The sequence below is a fragment of the Pseudomonas sp. W2-17 genome, assembly GCF_041060445.1.
Lineage (GTDB): Bacteria > Pseudomonadota > Gammaproteobacteria > Pseudomonadales > Pseudomonadaceae > Aquipseudomonas.
The window spans coordinates 1-25,300 of sequence record NZ_JAUFNS010000001.1 but is presented as its reverse complement, the minus strand read 5'-3'; the positions used below and the strand labels follow the sequence as shown (position 1 = coordinate 25,300).

Sequence of the window (25,300 nt, the reverse complement as noted above, 5' to 3'; positions counted from 1 at the left end):
GAGGAGAGAAGTGCATGACGCAAGTCACGGTGAAAGAACTGGCCAAGACGGTCGACACACCGGTAGAGCGCCTGTTACAGCAGATGCGTGAGGCAGGTTTGCCGCACAACGCCGCCGAACAAGTTGTGACCGATATTGAAAAACAAGCCCTGTTGACCCACCTGAAAAGCGGTCACAAGGCCAAGGTGGAAGAGCCGCGCAAGATTACCTTGCAGCGCAAGACCACCAGTACCCTTCGCGTTGCTGGCAGCAAAAGCATCAGCGTTGAAGTACGCAAAAAGAAAGTCTTTGTTCAGCGCAGCCCGGAAGAAATCGAAGCCGAACGCAAGCGCGAGCTGGACGAACGTCGTGCGGTAGAAAATGCCGCGCGTCAAAAGGCTGAAGAAGAATCCCGTCAGCGTGCCGAAGAAGAAGCGCGCCGTCAGCCTTCGTCTGGTGCCCCCGCTGCCGAGGCGGTTGCAGCGCCGGCAGCGGCTCCGCAAGCTGCCGAGCCAGCCCGGGAAACTCCGGCTGCGGCACCTGCGCCTGTCGCCGATCGCAAGAAAGACGAACAGCGTCGCCCCGACAAACCACGCAATGACGACAACAATCGTCGCAGCGGCGGTGGTGACGGCGATCGCAAGAACGCCCCGCATCGTGCATCGGTCAAGGAAAAGGCGCCAACGCCACGCGTTGCTCCTCGTACTACCGACGAAGAAAGCGACGGCTTCCGCCGCGGCGGTCGCGGCAAGGCCAAGCTGAAGAAGCGCAACGCGCACGGTTTCCAGAGCCCTACCGGCCCTGTCGTTCGTGAAGTGAAGATCGGCGAAACCATCAGTGTGGGCGATCTCGCTCAGCAGATGTCGGTCAAAGCTGCCGAGATCATCAAGTTCATGTTCAAGCTGGGTACTCCGGCCACCATCAACCAGGTTCTGGATCAGGAAACTGCCCAGCTGGTCGCTGAAGAACTGGGCCACAAAGTGACCCTGGTCAGCGACACCGCGCTGGAAGATTCTCTGGCCGAGTCCCTGAAGTTTGAAGGTGAGACGTTCTCCCGTGCGCCGGTTGTAACGGTCATGGGTCACGTTGACCACGGTAAGACCTCGCTGCTCGATTACATCCGTCGTGCCAAGGTTGCTGCAGGCGAAGCCGGCGGTATCACCCAGCACATCGGTGCGTACCACGTTGAAACAGAGCGTGGCATGGTGACTTTCCTCGATACCCCGGGTCACGCGGCGTTTACCGCAATGCGTGCTCGTGGTGCCAAGGCAACTGACATCGTGATTCTGGTTGTCGCGGCAGACGACGGCGTCATGCCGCAGACCATCGAAGCCGTGCAACACGCCAAGGCTGCCGGTGTTCCGCTGGTCGTTGCCGTGAACAAGATCGACAAGCCGGGCGCTGACCTGGACCGTATCCGCAGTGAGCTGTCCGTTCACGGCGTAACGTCCGAAGAGTGGGGCGGCGAGACACCTTTCGTCTCGGTCTCCGCGAAGATGGGTACTGGCGTTGACGAGCTGCTTGAAGCCGTTCTGCTGCAGGCCGAAGTTCTGGAATTGATGGCGACGCCGTCGGCTCCGGGTCGTGGTGTTGTAGTTGAATCGCGTCTCGACAAGGGCCGTGGCCCGGTTGCGACTGTTCTGGTTCAGGACGGTACGCTGCGTCAAGGCGACATGGTTCTGGTTGGCTCCAACTACGGTCGCGTTCGGGCAATGCTCGACGAGAACGGCAAGCCAATCAAGGAAGCCGGTCCGTCGATCCCTGTTGAGATTCTCGGCCTGGACGGTACGCCGGACGCTGGCGACGAGATGAGCGTTGTTGCCGACGAGAAGAAAGCCCGTGAAGTGGCTCTGTTCCGTCAAGGCAAGTTCCGCGAAGTCAAGCTGGCCCGTGCTCACGCCGGCAAGCTGGAAAACATCTTCGAGAACATGGGTCAGGAAGAGAAGAAGACGCTCAACATCGTCCTCAAATCCGATGTCCGTGGTTCTCTGGAAGCGTTGCAGGGTGCTTTGAATGGCCTGGGTAACGACGAAGTGCAAGTGCGTGTAGTGGGCGGCGGTGTGGGTGGTATCACCGAAAGCGACGCCAACCTGGCACTGGCCTCCAACGCTGTACTGTTCGGCTTCAACGTGCGTGCCGATGCTGGCGCGCGCAAGATCGTCGAGCAGGAAGGTCTGGACATGCGTTACTACAACGTCATCTACGACATCATCGAAGACGTCAAGAAGGCCCTCACCGGCATGCTTGGCAGCGACGTTCGGGAGAACATCCTGGGTATCGCTGAAGTCCGCGACGTGTTCCGCTCGCCGAAATTCGGCGCGATCGCAGGTTGCATGGTCATCGAAGGCGTTGTCTTCCGTAACCGTCCAATCCGTGTACTGCGTGAAGACATCGTTATCTTCGAAGGCGAGCTGGAATCCCTGCGCCGCTTCAAGGATGACGCTTCCGAAGTACGTGCCGGCATGGAGTGCGGTATCGGCGTCAAGAGCTACAACGACGTCAAGGTCGGTGACAAGATCGAAGTCTTCGAGAAGGTCCAAGTGGCTCGCAGCCTCTAAATCGCGAGCTTCAGGAGTCATGGCTTGCGCCGCATGAAAATGCCAGGCGTCGGTCATGGACTCTAAACGCAACGCCCGGTCCGGCTCTCGCCAGGCCGGGCGTTTGCCGCTTTCAGACCACATGGCTTTTGCCATGGGTCAGCAGTGACAGGTAACAAGACATGGCAAAAGAATACAGCCGTACCCAACGTATCGGCGATCAGATGCAGCGCGAGCTGGCACAGCTGATCCGTCGTGAAATCAAGGACCCCCGCGTGGGGCTGGTCACCATCACCGCCGTTGACGTCAGCCGTGACGTCGGCCACGCGAAAATCTTCATGACCGTGATGGGGCAGGACAGCGCCGAAGAAATCGCACAGTCCATCAAGGTGCTCAATGCTGCTGCAGGATTTCTGCGTATGCAGCTGGCCCGTGAGATGAAGCTGCGCAGCGTGCCTCAACTGCATTTCCATTACGACGAAAGCGTTGCCCGTGGCGCGCATTTGTCGGCATTGATCGAGCGGGCAGTGGCTGAAGATGGTCAGCACCAAACCGCACCTAAGCAAGACGGTCCGGAGGAATAAGGCGTGGCTCAGGTCAAGCGTATTCGCCGTAACGTCAGCGGGATCATTCTGCTCGACAAGCCGCTGGGGTTCACATCCAACGCCGCGCTGCAAAAAGTGCGCTGGTTGCTCAACGCAGAAAAAGCAGGGCATACGGGCAGTCTGGATCCGCTGGCCACCGGCGTTCTGCCGTTGTGCTTCGGTGAAGCGACCAAGTTTTCCCAGTACCTGCTCGATTCCGACAAGGGTTATGAAACCCTGATGCAGCTTGGCAAGACCACTACCACGGCCGATGCCGAGGGTGAGGTCCTGCAGACGCGGCCTGTGACCGTTGGTCGCTCGGATATCGAGGCGGTGCTTCCGGCATTTCGCGGGAATATCAGTCAGATACCGCCTATGTACTCCGCCCTCAAGCGGGATGGTCAGCCGTTGTACAAGCTGGCCCGGGCTGGGGAAGTGGTGGAGCGTGAACCGCGTTCTGTTACTATTGCGCGCCTGGAATTATTGGCGTGCGAAGGTGAGACCGCTCGTTTGGCGGTTGACTGCACAAAAGGCACCTATATTCGTACCCTCGTGGAAGATATCGGTGAAAAGTTGGGCTGCGGTGCTTACGTTGCTCAGCTGCGTCGTACCCAGGCCGGTCCTTTCACGCTGGCCCAGACGGTAACGCTGGAGGAGCTGGAAGCGGTGCATGCCGAAGGTGGGAATGAAGCGGTCGATCGCTTCCTGATGCCATCGGACAGCGGGTTGCTGGATTGGCCGCTGCTGCAGTTTTCAGAACACAGTTCGTTTTACTGGCTGCATGGTCAGCCAGTGAGAGCCCCCGACGCGCCGAAGTTCGGCATGGTGCGGGTGCAGGATCATGAAGGACGCTTCATCGGGATCGGTGAAGTGAGTGAAGACGGGCGCATTGCGCCGCGTCGACTGATTCGGTCAGAGTGACCGGACCCGTCGCGGCAGGGTTTCCTGCCACGGCGGTACGAGGGTGGCTGTTAACAGGCATGGTCACTCCTCACATTTAAATACGAGAGTCAGCTCTCGGCCTGTTGAAACCGTCTCCCCGGAGCGGTTTCTTGATAAAAGGAATGCCCACATGGCACTCAGCGTTGAAGATAAAGCTCAGATCGTAACCGACTACCAGCAAGCTGTTGGTGATACTGGTTCGCCAGAAGTGCAAGTTGCACTGCTGACCGCCAACATCAACAAACTGCAAGGCCACTTCAAGGCCAACGGTAAGGATCACCACTCCCGTCGTGGTCTGATCCGTATGGTAAACCAGCGTCGCAAGCTGCTGGATTACCTGAAAGGTAAGGACGTTAGCCGTTACAGCGCCCTGATCGGTCGTCTGGGTCTGCGTCGCTAATAACGACTCGGATAGAGGTTGGTTGGTCGTCATGTTCCGCTGGTTTTACCAGTGGGCTGGCGGGCTCCCAGCCTCTAGTTGTATCTGGACTGCCGAAGGGTCCGATTCCCCTCGCTGCCCAAGAATTCGCAAGAAACCAGTTCCCCAAGAGCCACAAAGAAGGTAGGAAACCGTGAACCCGGTAATCAAGAAATTTCAATTCGGTCAATCGACCGTAACCCTCGAGACTGGCCGTATTGCCCGTCAAGCCTCTGGTGCTGTATTGGTCACCGTTGACGACGACGTCACCGTTCTCGTGACTGTGGTCGGCGCCAAGCATGCAGACGCAAGCAAAGGCTTTTTCCCTCTTTCCGTTCACTACCAGGAAAAGACCTACGCCGCTGGCAAGATCCCTGGTGGTTTCTTCAAGCGTGAAGGCCGTCCTTCCGAAAAAGAAACACTGACCTCGCGTTTGATCGACCGTCCGATCCGCCCACTGTTTCCAGAAGGCTTCATGAACGAGGTGCAGGTTGTCTGCACCGTCGTCTCTACCAGCAAGAAAACCGATCCGGACGTCGCTGCGATGATCGGTACCTCGGCTGCCCTGGCCATCTCCGGCATTCCGTTCGACGGCCCGATCGGCGCTGCTCGCGTTGCGTTCCATGAAAGCACCGGCTACCTGCTGAACCCGACTTACGAGCAACTGAAAGCATCGAGCCTGGACATGGTCGTTGCCGGTACCGAAGAAGCGGTACTGATGGTTGAGTCGGAAGCCAAAGAACTGACCGAAGACCAGATGCTGGGCGCCGTGCTGTTCGCCCACGACGAATTCCAGTCGGTCATCAAGGCCGTCAAAGAGCTGGCCGCCGAAGCTGCCAAGCCAACCTGGAACTGGGCGCCTAAAGCTGAAGCCACTGAACTGCTGGGCGCTATCCGCTCCGAGTTCGGCGCAGCGATCTCCGAGGCCTACACCATCACCGTCAAGGCCGATCGCTACGCTCGCCTGGCTGAGCTGAAGGATCAGGTTGTTGCCAGGCTCGCTGTTGAAGACGGCAGCCCGTCCGCCAGCGAAGTCAAAGCGGCGTTCGGCGAAATCGAATACCGCACCGTTCGCGAAAACATCGTCAACGGCAAGCCGCGTATCGACGGTCGCGACACCAAGACTGTTCGTCCGTTGAACATCGAAGTCGGCGTTCTGCCGAAGACTCACGGTTCGGCACTGTTCACTCGTGGCGAAACTCAAGCGCTGGTCGTGGCCACCCTGGGTACCGCGCGTGACGCTCAGCTGCTCGACACCCTCGAAGGCGAGAAAAAAGACCCGTTCATGCTGCACTACAACTTCCCTCCGTTCTCGGTGGGCGAGTGTGGTCGCATGGGTGGCGCAGGTCGTCGTGAAATCGGTCACGGTCGTCTGGCCCGCCGTTCGGTTCAGGCCATGCTGCCTGCTGCCGACGTGTTCCCGTACACCATCCGTGTCGTATCGGAAATCACCGAGTCCAACGGCTCCAGCTCCATGGCTTCGGTCTGTGGCGCTTCGCTGGCCCTGATGGACGCTGGTGTTCCAATGAAGGCGCCGGTTGCCGGTATTGCCATGGGTCTGGTTAAAGAAGGCGAGAAGTTTGCCATCCTGACCGACATCCTGGGTGACGAAGATCACTTGGGCGACATGGACTTCAAAGTAGCCGGTACCGCCAAAGGCGTCACCGCGCTGCAGATGGACATCAAGATCAAGGGCATCACCGAAGAGATCATGGAGATTGCTTTGGGTCAGGCGCTGGAAGCGCGTCTGAACATTTTGGGCCAGATGAACACCATCATTGGTCAGTCGCGCACCGAGCTGTCGGAAAACGCGCCGACCATGATCGCGATGAAGATTGACACCGACAAGATCCGTGACGTCATCGGCAAAGGCGGCGCGACCATCCGTGCCATCTGCGAAGAGACCAAAGCGTCGATCGACATCGAAGACGACGGCTCGATCAAGATCTTTGGCGAAACCAAGGAAGCTGCTGAAGCTGCACGTCAGCGCGTTCTGGGTATCACCGCTGAAGCCGAGATCGGCAAGATCTACATCGGTAAGGTTGAGCGCATCGTTGACTTCGGCGCGTTCGTTAACATCCTGCCGGGCAAAGACGGTCTGGTGCACATCTCCATGTTGAGCGACGCTCGCGTAGAGAAAGTCACCGACATCTTGAAAGAAGGTCAGGAAGTCGAAGTTCTGGTGCTGGACGTGGACAATCGCGGTCGCATCAAGCTGTCGATCAAAGATGTAGCAGCTGCCAAGGCGTCGGGGGTTTAACCCGCTCTGCCGCAGCTGATCAAAAAAGAGCCCTTAGGGGCTCTTTTTTTTGAATGCAATTAATGGCTTAGAAAGGAAACCTACGCTTGGCAGCTGGTCAGAACATGCATCTTGCAAGCGGAACTTTCCCAAAGCGGGCAATCTGCACGACGTCCGTGGATCCATGAAAAAATAACTCATTGATTTATAAGGAGTCTTTGTCAAACAAAAGGTTGGCACACCGCTTGCGATATATAGGTAACCCTGCAGCCAATCAGATTGGCGCAGATTCTGAGAAAAACAGGAGTTACCCGTATGAAGAAGTTCGCTATTGCTGCTGCTACCGCCACTGCTCTGACTCTGACTATGGCCAACGTAGCCATGGCTCAGACCTCTGCTCAAGCTCCAATGACTGTAGCTGCAAACGAAGTTGCCAAAACCAAAGAAGCTACTTCTGACACTTGGATCACCACCAAGGTCAAATCTGATCTGCTGACCGAGAAGGGCATTCCGGGCTCCGACATCAAGGTTGAGACCAACAAAGGCGTGGTTTCCCTGTCGTCGACTGTTGCTATCACTGATGCACAGAAAACCACTGCTGTAGCGATCACCAAAAAAATCAAAGGCGTGAAAGCTGTTTCGGCTGACGGCCTGAAAGCTGAGTAATTCCACTCAGCAGAACCTATAGAACAACCGGCTGGCAGTGTGAAAGTCGTTAGCAGACTGATTCAAGGTTCATGCGAAAGACCACACGGACGTGGTTATCAAAAGCCCTGACGCCCGCGTCGGGGCTTTTTTATGCCCTGATTTCAGCCCATCCTCCTCGCTGTCTCACCAGCGCCAGGGCGTTTGACATATTCTCGCCACACCCGCCGCTTTACTCTGCTGCCCTTCTTGATATCCAAATGGAAGGATTTGCTCAGTCCATCCGAAATGAACCGGAGCAGCTGTGCACATTAATTGCATACCAAGCAGCCCATTGTTGAGTGGGTAGAGAATCTACCCACACGCTTGACGCTTTGATCACGTGTCATCAGCTACAGTCTGGCATGAATCTTTGCTCACCTTTGTCACGCTGCCTTACACCGGGCCACGCCTGAAACTTTTTTGCTGTGAGAAGTAGATGCCCACGATTCCCTTGCTGATTTGCGACGACTCCAACATGGCGCGGAAGCAGCTTATTAAGGCCCTGCCGCCCGAGTGGGATGTTTCAGTGACCACGGCCACCAACGGCCGTGAGGGGATCGAGGCGATTCGCCAGGGTCTGGGCCGCGTGGTGCTGCTGGATCTGACGATGCCGGACATGGACGGCTATCAGACACTGGCCGCCATCCGCGCGGAAAGCCTGCAGGCCAGCGTCATTGTCGTCTCCGGCGACGTTCAGGAGGAGGCGGTGCGCCGTACCCTCGAACTGGGCGCACTGGCGTTTCTGAAAAAACCGGCCGATCCGGATCAGTTGCAGGAAACCCTCCAGCGGCTGGGCCTGTTGGGGGAGGGCGCCAATCAATCGCAGGCCCCGGCATCCGGTCTCGACCAGGCGGACATCAGTTTTAACGACGCATTTCGCGAGACCGTCAACGTCGCAATGGGCAGCGCGGCCGCCTTGCTGGCGCGGGTGTTGGGCGTATTCGTGCAACTGCCGGTGCCCAACGTCAACATGCTGGAAGTGGGCGAGTTGCACATGGCGCTGGCCGATGCCCAGGCCAACGACCGGCTCACGGCGGTGTGTCAGGGCTACATTGGTGGTGGCATCGCCGGCGAGGCGCTGTTGTTGTTCCATGATTCGGAAATCGCCGACATGGCGCAGCTGATGAAGATCGATGACGCCGACTACTCCGACATGGAGATGTTGCTGGACCTGTCTTCCATCCTGATCGGCGCTTGTCTGAGCGGCATTGCAGAGCAGCTCGACATCGCGTTTTCCCAAAGCCACCCCCAAGTGCTGGGTTTGCACAGCGGCATTGAAGAGCTGATCCGTCTCAACGAGCGGCGCTGGAAGAAGACGCTGGCTGTGGAGATCAGTTACAGCCTGGAAGGTCATAACATCCATTTCGATCTGTTGATGTTGTTCACCGAGGATTCGGTCGAGCTGCTGTCGCGGAAACTCGCCCATATAATGAGCTGATTCATGAACGATCGTATCGATTTCAAGGAATTGCACTGGCTGCTCACCGTGACGCAGAACATCGACGTCGGCGTGGTGGTGCTGGATCAGGAATACCGCGTGCAGGTCTGGAACACCTTCATGGAGAACCGTTCCGGGATACTGTCGTACGAAGCGGCGACCCGCTCGTTCTTTTCGCTGTTCTCGGAGATCAACGAACGCTGGCTGAAAAACAAGATCGACAGCGTGATTACCCTTGGCACGCCAGCGTTCACGATCTGGGAGCAGCGCCCGTTTCTGGTTCGCTTCAAGAGCTATCAGCCCATCACCGGGCAAGAAGAGTTCATGTACCAGAACACCACCATGTATCCGCTGCGCTCGACGACCGGGGTGGTGACCCATGTGTGCCTGGTGATCTACGACGTCACCGATGTGGCGACGAACCGCCTGCAATTGCAGGCGGCCAACCGGGAGCTGCAGAAGCTGTCGAGCACCGACCGCCTGACCAGCCTGTACAACCGCGGCCACTGGGAAGAAGCATTGCGTCTGGAGCATGCACGGCATGTGCGTTACGGCACCACAGCGTCACTGGTGATGTTCGACATCGACCACTTCAAACGCGTCAACGATACCTATGGGCATCAATGCGGCGATCGGGTGATTCAGCGGGTGGCGGACGTGGTGCGTGAGCACATCCGCGACGCTGACATCGCGGGTCGTTACGGCGGCGAAGAGTTCGCGGTGCTGCTGCCCGATACGGACAAGCAGGGCGGCGCCATGTTCGCCGAGCGTCTGCGCGCCGCCGTCGAGGCGCTGGACGTCATGCAGGAAGGCGAAGCGATTCATTGCACGATCAGCCTGGGCGTAGCGGACATGACCTCGCCCATGGACGACTACAAGATGCTGATCGAGCGCGCGGACCAGGCGCTGTACGAGTCCAAGAAGAACGGGCGCAATCGGGTGTCGGTGGATACGTCGGATTGACGCCCGGATAACGTCTGCATCCAAGGCCGTCTTCACCCGCTAGGACAACTCCGCGAAATCGCTGAGCACGTCATCCCGCAGCTCGATAAACCGCGCGTCGCTGCGATTGCGCGGCCGTGGCAGGTCCACGTCGACGATACGCCGGATGCGCCCCGGATGCGGTTGCATCACCACCACCCGATCACCGAGATAAACCGCTTCATCCACATCATGGGTGACATGGACCATAGTGATCTTTTCCTGCTGCCAGATGTGCTGCAACTCACGCTGCAATCGCGTACGGGTCAGCGCATCCAGCGCGCCGAAGGGTTCGTCGAGCAACAGCACGCTGGGCCGATTGACCAGCCCTCGAGCGATCGCCACCCGTTGCGCCATCCCGCCGGAAATCTGGTGCGGGTACGACCCGGTGAAATCCTGCAGACCCACCAGCTGAATGTGTTCGCGCACGGTCTCATTTTTCTGCGCCGCACTCAGCGGTGCGTTCTTCAGGCCGACCGCGACGTTCTGCTCAACCGTGAGCCACGGGAAAAGCCGGTGATCCTGAAACACGATGCCGCGCTCCAGGCCCGTGCCCCTGATCGGCTTGTCGTCCAGCAGGATGCGGCCGTCAAATTCTTCGTCCAGGCCGAGGATCAGTCTGAGCAGGGTTGATTTGCCACAACCACTGGCGCCGACGATGGTGATGAACTCCCCCGGCGCGATGTCCAGCTGGACGTTATCCAGCACCTGCAGCTGGCTGTCGGCTCCTGTGCTGGCGAAGCGCTTGCTGATGTTTTCCAGACGCAGGCCATTGCCCTGCGATGGGGAGATGGCCCGGGCGACGGGCTGTGCGGTAAGCAGTTGAGTGGCGGGCATGGCTTTTCCTTCAGAAATTCGGTTTAGCGAAGCGAGAGATTCGATAGAGGCTTAACGATGGCTTCAGCGCGGGGCGATGCCGTACAGCCGTTGCAGGCGCCGTTCAAGAAGGCGCGCCAGGACGTTAAGCCCCCAACCGACCAGCCCGATGACGATCATGCCGAACAGCACGAGGTCCATCATGAAGTGCTCGCTGCCATCGATCAGTGTGTTGCCGATGCCGCTGCCTGACACCAGCAGGTATTCCGCGCCGATGGTCGCCAGCCACGAATAGACCAGCGCCAGGTAGATGCCGGTGAAAATCGAAGGCAGTGCTGCCGGCAGCATGACGCCGATGATGGTCTGCCAGCGGGTGAAGCCGTAGACCTTCGCGACTTCCAGCAGCGCGGGGGAGACGCTGCGCAAGCCGTCGCACGTGTTGACCACCACTGGCACCAGTGCGGCAAGTGACAGAAACACCACTTTGGCGACGTCGCCCAGCCCGAACCACACTGAGATCAGCGGGATCCAGGCGAACAACGAGATCTGTTTGAAGGTGTTGAAACTCGGGCCCGCCAGACGCTCGAACAGCCGTGAAAACCCCAGCAGACAACCGAGCACCAGGCCCAATGTGGTGCCGATGAAGAAGCCGCTCACGTCGCGCGCAAGGCTGGCGGAAATCGCGCGCCAGAACTGCGCGGACGTCACTTGCTCCCAGGCGGTGACCGCGACCTTTTGCGGCGAGACCAACAAGCCGGAGGTGCTCCAGCCCTGACTCGACGCCAGCCACCACATGGCGACCGCCACGATCGGCACGACCCACCCTCGATAGCGGTGGGTCTGGGCGGCTTGCGGGATTGTCAGTATGCTCATGCCAGTCTCCCGGTCTTGCTCGGACGGCCTCGGTTGAGGCGCCGCTCGACGAACTCGAACCCGCGATCAATCAGCAGACCAATCGTGCCGACCACCACCACGGCGGCCATGACCAGGTCCAGCTGGAACAACTGCCGACCGTAGGCAATCAGGTAGCCCAGGCCTTCGCTGGACGCCAACAGCTCAACCACCACCAGCGACAGCCAGGCCTTGGTGAAGCCCAGGCGCAGGCCGGTGAAGATCGGCGCAACGGCGGAGGGCAGGACGATATCGGTAACGATCTGGCGTTGGCTGAACCCGTACGCGCGGCCCACCTCCAGCAAGCGCTTGGGCACTTCATGGAAGGCTTGCAGCGTACACAGCGTCACCGGGACCAGCGCGGCGTGGGCAATCAGCACGTATTTCAGCGGCTCGCCGATGCCGAAAAGCAAGAGCGCAAACGGCATCCAGCCCAGTACCGGAATCTGCACCAGCGCGTTGAAGGTCGGCAGCAGGTAATCTTCGACGGTTTTCGACAAACCCATCGCCAGTCCCAGGGTGATGCCCAGCGCCGAGCCCATCAGAAAGCCCACCAGCACGCGCTGCAGGCTGGCGGAAGCGTTCAGCCATAAGTCGCCGCTGCTGACCAGATCGCCCAGCGTCTGGTAAACGAATGCGGGCGGCGGCAGCACTTGCTCCGACAACCAGTCGCGTTCAGTGCCGAGGTACCACAGCCCCAGCAGCGCGACGGGCAGCAGCCAGGCCAGCGCGACGTTGGCAGCGCGGGTTCGCCAGGCCGTGGCGGTTTTGACAACCGGCACGCGGCGAGGGGCACGCGACGGTGGGCGGGGCAGGTGCTTGACCGGCGCCAGGGTTTTCGCCGGGATGTGCTGCCGATCAAGCGCTTCAGCGGTGGCTCGGGCCATGGCATCAGCCTCCGTTGTTGACGGGTTTTTCCGAAGACGCCGTCGCTGTGTTCGCGGCTTTGCCGTCTGCGCCGTAGACGGTCCAGTAGTGCTCGAGGCCTTTGGTTTTCAGCGCGTTGTCCAGATAGCGGGTGTCGAACCAGCCGACGACGCTCACTGGCCGACGGATCATTTTCTCGTCCTTGGCCTGATCGGCGACGGCTTGATAACGGTCGCGCAGGAATTCATCCACCAGCGGTGACGCGCTGTCGCGCAAATCCAGTCGATTGAAGTCAGCCTGCAGCGAGGCCAGCGGTTCATTGGTCTTCGCCCACTCGTTGAACACGGCGTCGCGGTTGCCGGCTTCGGATTCCCATCGCGCGGCATCGACGAGTACGTTGACGACTTTTTGCACGCTGTCGGCGTGCTGTTTTTCGTAATCGCCACGGACCACCAGGGCGCACTGGCGGGTGTAGCGCACGTTGTTGTTGGGGTTGTCGAAGATGATGTCGACCAGCCCCTGATCGCGCAGCTTGAACAGCTCGCGGCCGCCGAATGCGGCGTCGACCCCTTTGGACGCCAGCGCGGCCTGGCTGCTGCCGCTGTCCAGATTGATCACTTTCAGGTCGCGCTCGGTCATGCCGTGATCGGCGAGCAATTTGATCGAAACCAGATGGCCGTTGGTGCCGCGGAATACCGCGACCTTCTTGCCCTTGAGGTCTTCGACGGTCTTGATATCGGAGCCTTTCGGCACGGCCAGATACACATTCGAGCGCACGCCGATGGCCGCAAGCAATTTGGTGTCCAGGCCATTGGAACGGCCGACTACTGCGGGCAAGTCGCCTTCGTAAGCGAAGTCCAGTTGCTGATTGGACAGCGCTTCGTTGACGGCCGGCCCGGCGCCCTTGAAGAAGAACCACTGCACTTCGGTGTCGGTGCCGGCGAAGGCTTTTTCGAGGAGCTGCTGGTTGCGCACGATGCCCAACGGCGAGCCGCTGAATGTGACCGGATCACCGCCACCGGCGCTGGCTACGCCAATGCGCAGAACGTCGGCCTTTGCCAAGGGCATCATCAGCAGCGCCGCCAGTGCGGTAGCTACGCTTGTTTTGCTGAATAGAGATGTTCGCTTGGCGTTTGCCATGACGGTTCTTCCTTGGACAGTGAGTGACGCGCAATCAGGCAGCCAGATGTTTCTTGTCGGCTTCTGTTTTGGGCGAGAGGGTTTCGGGTGTGGGTTTGATGGCCTGACTGGCGCGTCCGTCGACGCCGACCGGAATGTCGCCCGCCACAGTGGTACGACGCACCACGCGCTCGGCCTGGCCGTAGTCGTTGACGGCAATGTGTTGGGTGGCGCGGTTGTCCCAGATCACCACGTCGCCTTCGTTCCAGCGCCAGCGCACGGTGTTGTCCAGATGGGTGATGCGATCGTGGAACAGGCGAATCAGCTGTTTCGAGTCATTACTGCTGACGCCCTGAATTTGTTTGACGAAGTGGCCGAGCAGCAGGCTGCGCTCGCCGGTTTCAGGGTGCACGCGCACCAGTGGGTGTTCGGTTTCGTAGACTTCGGCGGTGAACTGGTCGCGGTAGCGTTTTACGCCCGCTTCGCCGGTGTCTCGGGGCGCCGCATAGTCATAGACATTGGTGTGCAGTGCGCGCAGGCCGTCGGCCAGGGTTTTCAGGCTGTCGGGAAGGTCAGCGTAGGCGGCTGCCGTGTTGGCCCATACCGTGTCGCCGCCGTAGGGCGGGATGACCACCCCGCGCAGGATCGAGATCTTCGGGTAGTTGGCGACGAAGGTGACGTCGGTGTGCCAGGAGTTGGCGCGAGTTTCCTTCGCGTCCAGATGCAGGATGGCACTGCTTTTCTCAGCGGAACGTACGGTGGGGTGAGGGACCTGATCGCCGAAACGGCGGGAGAAGCCTTCGTGCTGCTCGTCGTTGAGAAACTGCTCACGGAAGAACAGCACCTTGTGCGTGAGCAGCGCCTGGTTGATGAAATCGAAATCCTGCGCGCAGACATCGGCGGAGAGTTTGACGCCGCTCACCTCGGCACCGATTTTCCCCGCAACGGGTTTGATCTGAATCGCCATGTCCGTAACCTCGATCTGAGCTGTTGTGGCTCAGATCATAAGGATATAAATCGGCGCTCCGCTAATCACAATTTGGCATAAATATAGAAGGAAAGTTATGCGTGAGGTTAATGTCATGGGCTGAAGGTCATAAGCCCAAGAGATTCCTGCGCCAGTGGATCACCTCACATCTGCGGTGCATCCTCCTGCAGACCCTGCCCCCTCCAGGTGCCGAGGGATTTTCGCAGCCGGCTGGCCAGCGAGCTGCTGCCGTGGACGTTGTGATAGTGAAACACCGCCGTGGCACGCAGGGCGTCTTCGGCCACGGGCATGTTGGTGTGCAGCGAGCGATAGCCCCAGAACAGGTACAGGTGGCCGGGTTGCATGGCGATGCGGGTGAACGCCTTTTCATCCCTGGCGACTTTGCTCCTGAGACGGCGCTGCACCCAGCTGTTGTCCACTCGCACCTTGTCCAGCAGGTTGGCGAAGTAGCTGCGGCGGATCGGCCGACGGTTCGGCAGCATCAGCAGGTCGCCGCGTTCGCCGCTGGTGGGCATGCAGACCGGCAGGATGGTGGTCAGCACAAACGAGTCGTAGTGGAAGATCAACGATTCGCGACGACCGCCGCTGCCGGTCAGGCAGCGTAACGTCTGGGTCATGCCATTCTCGCTTGAGCGCTCACCGGTGACGCCCGCCACAATGCGCCGGCATAAATCGATGAAATCCCGCGACGTGCCCCATTCATGAAGCGGCGTTCCTTGCACGGCCTGTCGGCCCGAGAGTGCGACGTAATCGTTGCCGCAGTCGGCAACCGTCCGGGCGACCAGCGCTTGCAGTGCTTCGAGTTGGGAAGGGCTGGCCCAGCCGGGCAAGACAGCGTATCCGTCGCTGTCGATGGCCTTGATCAAGCTCTGAACCTGCGCTTCCGACAAAGTGGTGTAGGGCATCTGGCGGCAACCTCATAACGTAGACCGAGGAACGGAGAAGCCCATCGGACCTACTGCTTGAGATGTACCGTTTCAGCCGGGCGAGGCCAGAGCCTAGCAGCTAGCACAACTTTATCCATGTGCACGGAAAGAATATTTCCAAATGTTTATTTTCGCGGGAAAAGCTCACTTTATCGTCCATTTATGAAACAGATCGACGCAAGATCCCCTAAGCAGAGGGGTGCTGAGTGTAACGTTATTGTGTCGCGAGATATGTCATGACCCCTTTGCGATCTTAAACCACGTGGCGGTTATCTGGATGGCAGTCCGTTTTACTCGCTCGACGATCTCCAGACCGGTTGAGCGGCAGAGCGGGGCCGAATGTGTGGCTCAGCCCTTGAACAGGGGTTCTTCGAGGCCCTGGACGCCAGGGTTTAACGCGAACACGCCACCGGCCAGCGGCTGGTCGCTGATGTCGCCGCCGGGGCGTATCGAGGTGACGTACAGGGTGTCCAGACCCGAACCGCCGAAGGCGCACATGGCGGGCTTTTTCACCGGCACCTTGAGCGAGCGATCCAGCTTGCCCTTGGGGGTGAAACGGTGGATCACGCCTTCATCGTTGCCGCAGATCCAGTAGCAGCCATCGGCGTCGACTGCTGCGCCATCGGGGCGGCCGGCGTGGTGATTCATGTCGACGAACAGTCGGCGGTTGCGCGGTATGCCGGTATCGACGTCGTAATCGAACGCCCAGATTTTCTGCACGCAAGGGTGAGAATCGGAGAGGTACATGATGCGGCCGTCCGGGCTGAACCCCAGGCCGTTGGGCACGATCATGTCGGTGAGTTGCGCAGTCAGCGGCTCGGCCTGGCCGGCGCTGTAGCGATACAGCGAACCCACCGGCGACGCTTTTGCCATGTCCATGAACATGGTGCCGGCCCAGAAACGGCCCTGGCGATCGCAGCGACCGTCGTTGAAGCGCATGTTGTCGCTGGCGTGTTTGACGCCGCTGAGCAGTTGCGTGGTGACGGTACCATCGTCCTGAGGATGAAGGCGGAACAGGCCGCTTTCCATGCCGGCCAGCCAGCTGCCATCTTCGTAGCGAGCGATGCAGGCGAGCATTTCCGGTGCTTCCCAGTGTGTGGTGCGACCGTCTTGCGGGCTCCAGCGATGGAGGCGACGGGCCGGAATGTCGACCCAGTAGAGTGCCTGTTCCCGGGCGCTCCAGACCGGCGATTCACCCGTGGCGTTGCGTGCATCGAGAATCAGCTCTGCGTCCATGACGGTCATTCCCAGATTTTTACGATGGAAGGCCGACCCCGCAGTCGGCCTGGTCGTCGTCGATCCTTACTCGTCGCCAAACGGCCCGGACTTCACGAACGCACCGCCCTGGTAAACCATGGCGGGGTCGTCGGATGCCGGCATCGGCTGCGCTTCGACCTTGGCGCGAAATTGTTCGGAGTTGTCTTTTGGCTGATAGCCCAAGTGATTGGCCAGGCGGTTATCCCACCAGACCTTGCTGTTGTCCGACGCGCCGTAAACGATCGTGTGGCCGACGTTCGGGGTGAACAGCCCGCGCTCGATCAGCTGGGTCAGGTCGTCGTAGCTCAACCAGCTGGAAAGCATGCGGCGGTTCTGTGCTTCAGGGAATGAGGAGCCGATGCGGATGCTGACGGTCTCGATGCCGTAGCGATCGAAATAGAAGCTGGCCATGTCTTCACCGTAGGATTTCGACAGGCCGTAGTAGCTGTCCGGCCGACGCATGGCGCTGGCGTCGATGACTTCATCCTGACGGTAGAAACCGATGACGTGGTTGGAGCTGGCGAAGATCACTCGCTTCACACCCTGCCGGCGCGCCGCTTCGTAGATGTGGAAGATGCCACAGATGTTCGGGCCGAGGATTTCTTCGAAGGACCGCTCGACCGAGACGCCGCCAAAGTGAACGATGGCGTCAACGCCTTCGACCAACTGGTGAACCGCTTTTTTGTCGGCCAGGTCGCAGATCTGGATTTCTTCGTGGGGGCCGGCGGCCGGTGCTATGTCGGCGATATCGGAAAGACGCAGGATCTTGGCAAATGGACGCAGGCTTTCACGCAGGACTTTACCGAGGCCGCCAGCGGCGCCCGTCAGCAAAATGCGGTTGAGCGGGGCCTGGGCGTTGAATTCAGTCATCGTGGGAAGCCCTGATTCTGATGTTGTTTTTATGGTGTCATCGGTTGTCGTATGACGTATGCGGGATTATCGACAGGGCCCGCAAATTTTGTCAACGCGACGAAGGTTCAATCCCACGGCGTCGTCCTCGCCGGGCCAGTCCCGGGTACTCCCCGAACGGTACTCGTCACGGGCTTACCAATGGTCGCTGGCGGATATTGCGAACCCCCCGTTTCTCTGCTAATTTCAAAAATGTTAACGATGACATTTCCGCTTTAACAATAAAAACAACGGGATTTTTCGCTATGACAACTCGCCTCAAGAAGGGCTTTTCCGCCGCTCTCTGTTCCCTCACTGTGGCTGTCGCCTGCGGCAGCGCCGTCAACGTTCAAGCCGCCGACGCCGCCAAGAGCGGTCCGCTGAAAATCGGTGCTTCGTTTCAAGAGATCAACAACCCCTACTTCGTGACCATGAAGGACGCCCTTCAGGACGCCACTGCCAGCATCGGTGCAACGCTGCTGGTCACTGACGCGCGCCATGACGTGTCCAAGCAGATCAGCGACATCGAAGACATGCTGCAGAAAGGCATCGATATCCTGATCATCAACCCGACCGACTCGGTCGGTGTTCAGTCCGCCGTCAAACAGGCCCACGACAAAGGCGTGGTCGTGGTTGCCGTCGACGCTCAAGCCAATGGCCCGCTGGACTCGTTCGTCGGCTCGAAGAACTTCGACGCTGGCGTGCAGGCTTGCGATTACCTGGCCAAGAATATCGGCGAGAAGGGCGACGTCGGAATTCTCGACGGCATCGCGGTGGTGCCGATTCTTGAGCGCGTGCGCGGCTGCAAGGAAGCCCTGGGCAAGTACAAAGACATCAAGATCGTCAGCATTCAGAACGGCAAGCAGGAGCGTGATCAAGCGCTGACCGTGACTGAAAACATGCTGCAGGCGCAGCCCAATCTCAAAGGCCTGTTCAGCGTCAACGACAACGGTTCGCTCGGCGCCCTGGCTGCCATCGAATCCAGCGGCATGGACGTCAAGCTGACCAGCGTCGACGGCGCGCCCGAAGCCATCAAAGAAATCCAGAAGCCCAACAGCAAGTTCATCGCCACTTCTGCTCAGTACCCTCGCGACCAGGTGCGTCTGGCCCTCGGGCTGGCGCTCGCCAGGAAGTGGGGCTCACAAGTCCCGCCGATCATTCCGGTCGACATCCTGCTGGTGGATCAGGCGAAGGCGAAAACCTTCACCTGGTAACGGGCGTGGCGCCGCTCGCCTGGGGCTTTTTGCCCAGGCGGGCGCCACGGATTGATGTGAGTTGCGCAGCGATGTTGTGCTGCGACGAGGTGACCATGAGCTGCCTTCTGCAATTGGAAAACATCTGTAAAAGCTACCCCGGCGTGCAGGCGCTCAAGTCGATCAGCCTGCAGGTCGAGCGCGGCGAAATTCACGCGCTGCTCGGCGAAAACGGCGCGGGCAAATCGACCCTGATGAAGATCCTCGCGGGCGTCGAGCATCAGGACAAAGGCAGCATTCTCATCGATGGCGCCGAGCAACATTTCGCGACCTATAACGAAGCCATTGCGGCCGGCATCGGTATCGTTTTTCAAGAGTTCAGCCTGATCCCCTATCTCAATGCCGTGGAGAATATTTTCCTCGGTCACGAGATCGTCAACGGTTTCGGCTTGCTGCGAAAAGGCGAGATGCGCGAGAAAGCCATCGCGCTGTTCGACCGCCTCGGCGTGAAGATCAATCTGGATTGTTCGGTGCAGCACTTGAGCGTGGCCGAGCAGCAGTTTGTCGAGATCGCCAAGGCGCTGGCCCTTGAAGCACGCTTGCTGATTCTCGACGAGCCGACTGCGACCCTGACGCCGTCCGAGGCCGAGCTGCTGTTCGACATCATGCGCGAGCTGAAAAGCCAGGGGGTGGCGGTGATCTTCATCTCCCACCATCTGGAAGAAATCTTTCAGGTCTGCGACCGCATCAGCGTGCTGCGCGATGGCGCCAACGTCGGCGCCCTGACCGTCGCCAACAGCGACATCGACACGCTGGTGGAGATGATGGTGGGGCGGCGTCTGGAAGCGAGCTTTCCGCCCAAGCAGTCCCGCGCCCGGGGCGAAGTGGTGCTGCAAGTGCGTGACATCCAGCTCACCCGCAACGGCCCGCACAACAGTTTCAATCTGCACAAGGGCGAGATTCTCGGCTTTGCCGGGCTGGTGGGGTCCGGGCGCACGGAACTGGCGCTGGGCGTGATCGGCGCGTTGCCGGTAGTCAGCAAGGATGTGCTGCTGCGGGGTCAGCCGGCGCACCTTAATGATCCGGCACAAGCGCTGGCCAGTGGCATCGGCCTGTTGCCGGAGAGCCGCAAGAGCGAAGGGCTGATCGTGGATTTCAGCATTCGCGAGAACATCTCCCTGAACAACCTGGGCAAGTACGAAGGCGCGGCGTACCTGCTTGATCGGCACAAGGAAGACACCACCACCTCTCAGCTGATGAAGCAGCTGTCGATCAAGGCGCCCAGTTGTGAAAGCCGGGTGATTAATCTCAGCGGCGGCAATCAGCAGAAGGTGGTCATCGCGCGCTGGATCAATCACCACTGCGACATCCTGATCTTCGACGAGCCGACCCGAGGCATCGACGTCGGCGCGAAGGCGGAGATCTACACCCTGATGCGCACACTCACCGAACAAGGCTTCGCGATCATCATGATCTCTTCGGAACTGCCGGAAATCATCGGTATGTGCGACCGCGTGGCCGTTTTCAACAAGGGCGCTATCGTCAACGTGCTGGAGGCTTCGGCCATCAATCCGCAGGAAGTGATGCGCCACGCCACCGGGAGCCTGAACAGTGAACACCTCCATTAAACCCATGACCGCGCAGCCCAACCGGATGCAGCTCAACTTCGCTCGATTGATTCGTTCTCCAGCGTTTTACCCCTTCGTCGGTCTGGTGGTGGTGACGGTCTTCATGATCTTCGCCAGCGACAAGTTTCTCACCGGCGCGAACCTGGAAAACATTGCCCGCCAGGTGTCGATCAACGCGATCATCGCGGTCGGCATGACCTGCGTGATCCTTACCGGCGGCATCGATTTGTCGGTCGGTCCGGTGATGGCCTTGTCCGGCACGCTGACCACCGGGCTGATGGTGGCAGGCGTCCCGGCGCCGATTGCGATCCTCATCGGTTTGCTGATTGGCGTGGGCTTCGGTGTGGGCAACGGCATCTTCGTGGCGTACCTGAAAATGCCGCCGATCATCGTCACGCTGGCGACCATGGGCATCGCGCGCGGGTTGGGCCTGATGTACACCGACGGTTACCCGATTGCGGGGATGCCGGACTGGTTCGCCTGGTTCGGGCGCGGCACGCTGTTCGGCATTCAAGTGCCTATCCTGATCATGCTGGCGACGTACTTCTTCGCCTGGGTGCTGCTGCAGCACACGCGCGTTGGCCGCTACATTTATGCCATCGGCGGCAATGAAGAAGCCGTGCGGCTGTCCGGCGTGCGCGCCTCGCGGTTCAAGCTGCTGGTGTACTCGATCAGCGGGCTGACGGCGGCGATTGCCGGGCTGGTGTTGTCGTCGCGGCTGATGAGCGGGCAACCGAACGCCGGCGTCGGCTTCGAGCTGGACGCCATTGCGGCGGTGGTGCTGGGCGGTGCGTCGATTGCCGGCGGGCGCGGCGTGATCATCGGCACGCTGGTGGGCGCGATGCTGTTGGGCGTGCTGAACAACGGCCTGAACATGCTGGGCGTCTCTCCGTATGTGCAGAGCGTGATCAAGGGCGGAATCATTTTGCTGGCGATTTTCATCAGTCGGCAGCGGCATAAATAATTTTGGTGGTGACTGATTTGGCCTCATCGGGAGCAAGCTCACTCCTACAGGGCGACGAGGTCATTGTAGGAGTGAGCTTGCTCGCGATAGGGCCGGTCCAGTCACTCATGAATTTGAAACGATATCGGCTATCTCAGCCGTCATCCAAACATCAAAACAGGTGAACCGACATGGAACAAAACACTACAAATACCATGCAAGCCGTCGTCTGCCATGCGCCGAAAGACTACCGTCTGGAGCAGATCAGCAAGCCCGTTGCGCGGGCCAATGAATTGGTGATTCGCATCGGTGCCTGCGGGATCTGCGCCAGTGACTGCAAATGCCATTCGGGTGCGGCGATGTTCTGGGGCGGCGAGAGCCCGTGGGTCAAGGCCCCCGTCGTGCCGGGCCACGAGTTCTTCGGCTACGTCGATTCGGTGGGCGAGGGCGCTGAAGAGCACTTCGGTGTGAAGGTCGGTGACAAGGTCATCGCCGAGCAGATCGTGCCGTGCGAGAAGTGCAAGTTCTGCAAATCGGGCAAGTACTGGATGTGCGAAGTGCACAACATTTTCGGCTTCCAGAAGGACGTCGCCGAGGGTGGCATGGCGCAGTACATGCGCATCCCGAAAACCGCCATCGTGCATCACATCCCCGAGTCGGTGTCGCTGGAAGATTCGGCGTTGATCGAGCCGATGGCCTGCTCGATTCATACCGTCAACCGTGGTGATGTTCAGCTCGATGACGTGCTGGTGATCGCCGGCGCCGGCACGCTGGGCCTGTGCATGGTGCAAGTGGCTGCGCTGAAAACGCCGAAGAAACTGGTGGTCATCGACATGGTCGACGAGCGCCTGGAATTGGCGAAAAAATTCGGCGCCGACGTGGTGATCAACCCGAGCCGCGACAATGCGAAAGAGATCATCAACGGGCTCACTGACGGCTACGGCTGCGACGTTTATATCGAAACCACGGGCGTGCCGATCGGCGTCACTCAGGGCCTTGATCTGATCCGCAAGCTGGGCCGCTTCGTGGAGTTCAGCGTGTTTGGCGCCGAGACCAGCGCTGACTGGTCAATCATCGGCGATCGCAAGGAACTCGACGTACGTGGCGCTCACCTGGGCCCGTATTGCTACCCGATTGCCATCGACCTGTTCGAGCGCGGGTTGGTGACGTCAAAAGGCATCGTCACCCACGACTTCGGTCTGGACGACTACGCCGAAGCGTTTGCCCTGGCGGACTCGACCAAGTCGATCAAGGTGCTGCTCAAGCCCGTCAACGGATAACCCTGTCTCTGTAGGAGCCATCGGAGGTTACGACGGTCGCGATGCGGTTTACCTGACACAACGCTTTCGCGACCGTCGTAACCTCCGATTGCTCCTACAGGGAACCGTGGCACGCCTCAGGTAAACCAATAACAAGAGAGCGCACCCAGATGGATTACGTCATTGGTGTCGACATCGGCACCCAAAGCACCAAGGCATTGCTGGTCGATGGCCAAGGTCGGATCGTCGCGCAGCACAGCCACAGTTATAAGGTCGACACCCCCAAACCGCGCTGGGCCGAGCAATGGCCGCAGGTCTGGCTCGACGCCGTGGAAATCTGTGTCGCCGCCTGCATGCGCAAGAGCGCGTTGCCGAGGGAGAGCGTCAAAGCTCTGTGTGTCAGCAGCCTGTACGGCGGCTCCGGCATTGCGGTCGATGTACAGATCAAACCCTTGTACCCGTGCCTGATCTGGATGGACCGCCGCGCCGAAGCGCAGGTCGAGTGGGTCAACCAGCACGTCAATCTTGAGCGGCTGTATGCGATCACCGGCAATTCGGTGGACAGTTATTACGGCTTCACCAAAATGCTTTGGCTCAAGGACAAACAACCGCAGGTTTGGGCCGACACCCGCTACCTGTTGCCGCCCAACAGCTACATCAATTACTGCCTGACCGGCGAGGTCGCGGTGGACCACAGCTCTGCCGGCAACATCGGCGGTGTTTATGACGTCGAGGCGCGGGGCTGGTCGGCAGAGATGCTCGACGCGCTGGGCATCCCGGCGTCGATGATGCCCGAGCGGCTGGTTCACTCCGGTGATGTGGTCGGCGGCCTCTTGCCCGAATGGGCCGATCGCCTTGGGCTTACCCCTGACATTCCGCTGCTCGGTGGCGGTGTCGATGCCGCCATGGCGACCTTCGCCGCGGGCGTCACCCAAGCCGGCAACCATGTGGCCATGATCGGAACCAGCATGTGCTGGGGCTACCTCAATCAGCGGGTGGATGCCCGCCACGGTCTGGTCAGTTTCCCCCACGTCTTCAATGGCGCCAAAGACCTCTACATCTTCGGCGGCGCGATCACCGCCGGCGCCTCGGTCAGCTGGTTTCGCGAGCAGTTCTGTCAGGCCGAAGAACAGCAAGGGAGTGAGAGCGGCGAAGACAGTCACGTCATTCTCGAACGTGCGGCGATGAAGATCCCGGCCGGCAGCGACGGCGTACTGTTCCAGCCGTACCTGATGGGCGAGCGCAGCCCGGTGTGGGACGCTAAAGCCAGCGGCAGTTTTGTCGGCCTGAGCCTCTATCACAGCCGAATCCATCTGTATCGCGCGGTGCTCGAAGGCGTTACGTTCGCGCTTCGGCACAACATCGAAGCGGGCACCAAAGGCGCGCAGTCCCTGGACCCTCGGCTGATCGTGGTCGGCGGTGCCAGCCACTCGGACCTGTGGATGCAAATCATCGCCGACGTCACCAACTTTCCGGTCTACACCATCGTTCAGGAGGTCGAGGCGGCGCTCGGTGCAGCCTTGCTGGCGGCCCACGCTGTTGGATTGGTGGATGAGGCGCAGGTCCACAAAGGCTGGGTGCAACTGGAGCGCCGGGCCGAGCCTCAGGCCGAGAACGTCGCGCTGTATTCACGACTGTTCGCCGATTACGTGGCGCTGTACCCGGCGCTGAAACCGATCATGCATCGCTTGCAGGGAGCGTGACTGTGAACACGGCTCAATTTGATTTCAGCGGCCAGCGGATTTTGGTCACCGGCGCCAGCAGCGGCATCGGCTGGGAGGTCGCGCAGCAGTTGCTGGCCAGCGGCGCCGAGGTGTATGCCCTGGGCCGCGATGCATCGGCTCTGGAAAAACTGGCAGGACAAGGCTGTCAGGTCTTGCGCGTGGACGTGGCCGATCCGCCGTCATTGGCCGCAGTGCTGGCGGACTTGCCAGTGATGCACGGCCTGGTCAACTGCGCGGGGATTTCCATACTGGAATCCGCGACCCAGGTGAGCGCTGCGGCGTTCGATCAGGTCATGGCGGTCAACGTGCGGGCGGCGGCGATGATCGCGGGGGCGGTGGCGAAGATGATGATCGCCGAGGGCGTCGCGGGGAGCATCGTCAATGTGTCGAGCCAGGCCTCGTTGGTGGCGCTGGACAATCACCTGAGCTATTGCGCGTCAAAGGGCGCGATGGATGCCATGACCCGTGTGCAGTGCGGCGAATGGGGCCGTTACGGGATTCGCGTCAACAGCGTGAACCCCACCGTAACGCTGACACCCATGGCGCAGATGGCCTGGGGCGAGCCAAGCAAACGCGACCCGGCGCTGGCGGCGATTCCCCTCGGCCGCTTCGCCGAAACCGCAGAAGTCGCGGCGCCAATCCTGTTCCTGTTGAGCAGCGCGGCGTCGATGGTCACTGGCGTGTCATTGCCGATCGATGGGGGTTACACGAGCCGTTGAAGGACTGTATCCGCTACAGACGTGTCAGGTATATGAGACCTCTGTGGTAGCGACCGGGGTGGCGCTCCACCTTGCTCGCGAAGGCGTCGGTGAATGCGCTAAATCTCCATCGCTTGCATTGCCTTCCTCGTGAGCAAGCTCACTCCCACATGAGTACCGTTTGCTTTGCTATAGCGCGGCGGCAGGGCGATTGGCTTTCATCAAGCGCGTCCGGAATCGGTTGGCCAGATCACAACGCAGGTGTATCTGCCGGCCGATGAATTGTGGGAGCGAGCTT

General features: G+C 59.9%; 22 protein-coding genes. 14 read left to right on the top strand and 8 right to left on the bottom strand.

Annotation, left to right across the window (positions count from 1 at the left end; translation table 11 throughout):
* Nucleotides 1-14: 14 nt before the first annotated feature.
* The 8 genes from infB to QWI20_RS00075 all read left to right on the top strand — a co-directional run bounded on the left by infB (nucleotide 15) and on the right by QWI20_RS00075 (nucleotide 9,787).
* Nucleotides 15-2,537, top strand: a complete 2,523-nt coding sequence (infB, locus tag QWI20_RS00110; protein ID WP_369303586.1) for a translation initiation factor IF-2 — start codon at nucleotides 15-17, stop codon at nucleotides 2,535-2,537.
* Nucleotides 2,538-2,698: 161 nt separating this feature from the next.
* Entirely contained in the window at nucleotides 2,699-3,100 is a 402-nt protein-coding gene (gene rbfA, locus QWI20_RS00105; RefSeq protein ID WP_065987600.1) for a 30S ribosome-binding factor RbfA, read from the top strand.
* A 3-nt stretch (nucleotides 3,101-3,103) separates the two neighbouring features.
* Nucleotides 3,104-4,021, top strand: a complete 918-nt coding sequence (gene truB / locus QWI20_RS00100; RefSeq protein ID WP_133776826.1) for a tRNA pseudouridine(55) synthase TruB — start codon at nucleotides 3,104-3,106, stop codon at nucleotides 4,019-4,021.
* A 151-nt stretch (nucleotides 4,022-4,172) separates the two neighbouring features.
* On the top strand, nucleotides 4,173-4,442 hold the full coding sequence (gene rpsO, locus QWI20_RS00095) for a 30S ribosomal protein S15 (protein WP_037015114.1): 270 nt from the start codon (nucleotides 4,173-4,175) through the stop codon (nucleotides 4,440-4,442).
* A 172-nt stretch (nucleotides 4,443-4,614) separates the two neighbouring features.
* Entirely contained in the window at nucleotides 4,615-6,720 is a 2,106-nt protein-coding gene (gene pnp, locus QWI20_RS00090; RefSeq protein ID WP_369303583.1) for a polyribonucleotide nucleotidyltransferase, read from the top strand.
* Between the two features lie 294 nt (nucleotides 6,721-7,014).
* Entirely contained in the window at nucleotides 7,015-7,365 is a 351-nt protein-coding gene (locus QWI20_RS00085) for a BON domain-containing protein (protein WP_065987597.1), read from the top strand.
* Nucleotides 7,366-7,822: 457 nt separating this feature from the next.
* On the top strand, nucleotides 7,823-8,824 hold the full coding sequence (locus QWI20_RS00080) for a response regulator (RefSeq protein WP_369303582.1): 1,002 nt from the start codon (nucleotides 7,823-7,825) through the stop codon (nucleotides 8,822-8,824).
* Between the two features lie 3 nt (nucleotides 8,825-8,827).
* Nucleotides 8,828-9,787: a diguanylate cyclase gene (locus tag QWI20_RS00075; protein ID WP_369303581.1), complete on the top strand. Its 960-nt coding sequence runs from the start codon at nucleotides 8,828-8,830 to the stop codon at nucleotides 9,785-9,787.
* A gap of 39 nt (nucleotides 9,788-9,826) precedes the next feature.
* Here the strand turns inward: QWI20_RS00075 and QWI20_RS00070 are convergent, their stop codons facing one another.
* From QWI20_RS00070 to QWI20_RS00035, 8 genes are all read right to left on the bottom strand, one after another.
* The gene (locus QWI20_RS00070) at nucleotides 9,827-10,642 is read right to left on the bottom strand and encodes an ABC transporter ATP-binding protein (RefSeq protein ID WP_369303580.1); all 816 of its coding nucleotides are present in this window, start codon (nucleotides 10,640-10,642) and stop codon (nucleotides 9,827-9,829) included.
* 63 nt (nucleotides 10,643-10,705) lie between these two features.
* Nucleotides 10,706-11,494 carry an ABC transporter permease gene (locus tag QWI20_RS00065; RefSeq protein WP_369303578.1) on the bottom strand — a complete coding sequence of 263 codons (789 nt, stop codon included), beginning with the start codon at nucleotides 11,492-11,494 and terminating at the stop codon, nucleotides 10,706-10,708.
* Nucleotides 11,491-12,399: an ABC transporter permease gene (locus QWI20_RS00060; protein ID WP_369303577.1), complete on the bottom strand. Its 909-nt coding sequence runs from the start codon at nucleotides 12,397-12,399 to the stop codon at nucleotides 11,491-11,493. The genes QWI20_RS00065 and QWI20_RS00060 overlap by 4 nt, the downstream gene beginning before the upstream one ends.
* Before the next feature lie 4 nt (nucleotides 12,400-12,403).
* Nucleotides 12,404-13,519, bottom strand: a complete 1,116-nt coding sequence (locus QWI20_RS00055; protein ID WP_369303576.1) for an ABC transporter substrate-binding protein — start codon at nucleotides 13,517-13,519, stop codon at nucleotides 12,404-12,406.
* Between the two features lie 34 nt (nucleotides 13,520-13,553).
* Nucleotides 13,554-14,465 (bottom strand): TauD/TfdA dioxygenase family protein, encoded by a 912-nt coding sequence (locus QWI20_RS00050; protein ID WP_369303575.1) that lies wholly within the window; start codon nucleotides 14,463-14,465, stop codon nucleotides 13,554-13,556.
* 164 nt (nucleotides 14,466-14,629) lie between these two features.
* Entirely contained in the window at nucleotides 14,630-15,391 is a 762-nt protein-coding gene (locus QWI20_RS00045) for a hypothetical protein (protein WP_369303574.1), read from the bottom strand.
* Nucleotides 15,392-15,760: 369 nt separating this feature from the next.
* Nucleotides 15,761-16,648 carry an SMP-30/gluconolactonase/LRE family protein gene (locus QWI20_RS00040; RefSeq protein WP_369303572.1) on the bottom strand — a complete coding sequence of 296 codons (888 nt, stop codon included), beginning with the start codon at nucleotides 16,646-16,648 and terminating at the stop codon, nucleotides 15,761-15,763.
* 66 nt (nucleotides 16,649-16,714) lie between these two features.
* Nucleotides 16,715-17,539, bottom strand: a complete 825-nt coding sequence (locus tag QWI20_RS00035) for an NAD-dependent epimerase/dehydratase family protein (protein ID WP_369303571.1) — start codon at nucleotides 17,537-17,539, stop codon at nucleotides 16,715-16,717.
* A gap of 284 nt (nucleotides 17,540-17,823) precedes the next feature.
* Between QWI20_RS00035 and QWI20_RS00030 the strand changes: the two genes are divergently transcribed.
* From QWI20_RS00030 to QWI20_RS00005, 6 genes are all read left to right on the top strand, one after another.
* Nucleotides 17,824-18,771, top strand: a complete 948-nt coding sequence (locus QWI20_RS00030; protein ID WP_369303570.1) for a substrate-binding domain-containing protein — start codon at nucleotides 17,824-17,826, stop codon at nucleotides 18,769-18,771.
* Between the two features lie 95 nt (nucleotides 18,772-18,866).
* Nucleotides 18,867-20,378, top strand: coding sequence for a sugar ABC transporter ATP-binding protein (locus QWI20_RS00025; protein ID WP_369303569.1), 1,512 nt, complete (start codon nucleotides 18,867-18,869; stop codon nucleotides 20,376-20,378).
* 4 nt (nucleotides 20,379-20,382) lie between these two features.
* Nucleotides 20,383-21,342, top strand: a complete 960-nt coding sequence (locus QWI20_RS00020) for an ABC transporter permease (protein WP_074888538.1) — start codon at nucleotides 20,383-20,385, stop codon at nucleotides 21,340-21,342.
* Between the two features lie 170 nt (nucleotides 21,343-21,512).
* Nucleotides 21,513-22,601 (top strand): alcohol dehydrogenase catalytic domain-containing protein, encoded by a 1,089-nt coding sequence (locus QWI20_RS00015; RefSeq protein WP_369303568.1) that lies wholly within the window; start codon nucleotides 21,513-21,515, stop codon nucleotides 22,599-22,601.
* A 149-nt stretch (nucleotides 22,602-22,750) separates the two neighbouring features.
* Nucleotides 22,751-24,283 (top strand): FGGY-family carbohydrate kinase, encoded by a 1,533-nt coding sequence (locus QWI20_RS00010; RefSeq protein WP_369303567.1) that lies wholly within the window; start codon nucleotides 22,751-22,753, stop codon nucleotides 24,281-24,283.
* Nucleotides 24,284-24,285: 2 nt separating this feature from the next.
* Entirely contained in the window at nucleotides 24,286-25,023 is a 738-nt protein-coding gene (locus QWI20_RS00005; protein WP_369303566.1) for an SDR family oxidoreductase, read from the top strand.
* The last annotated feature ends 277 nt before the right edge of the window (nucleotides 25,024-25,300 follow it).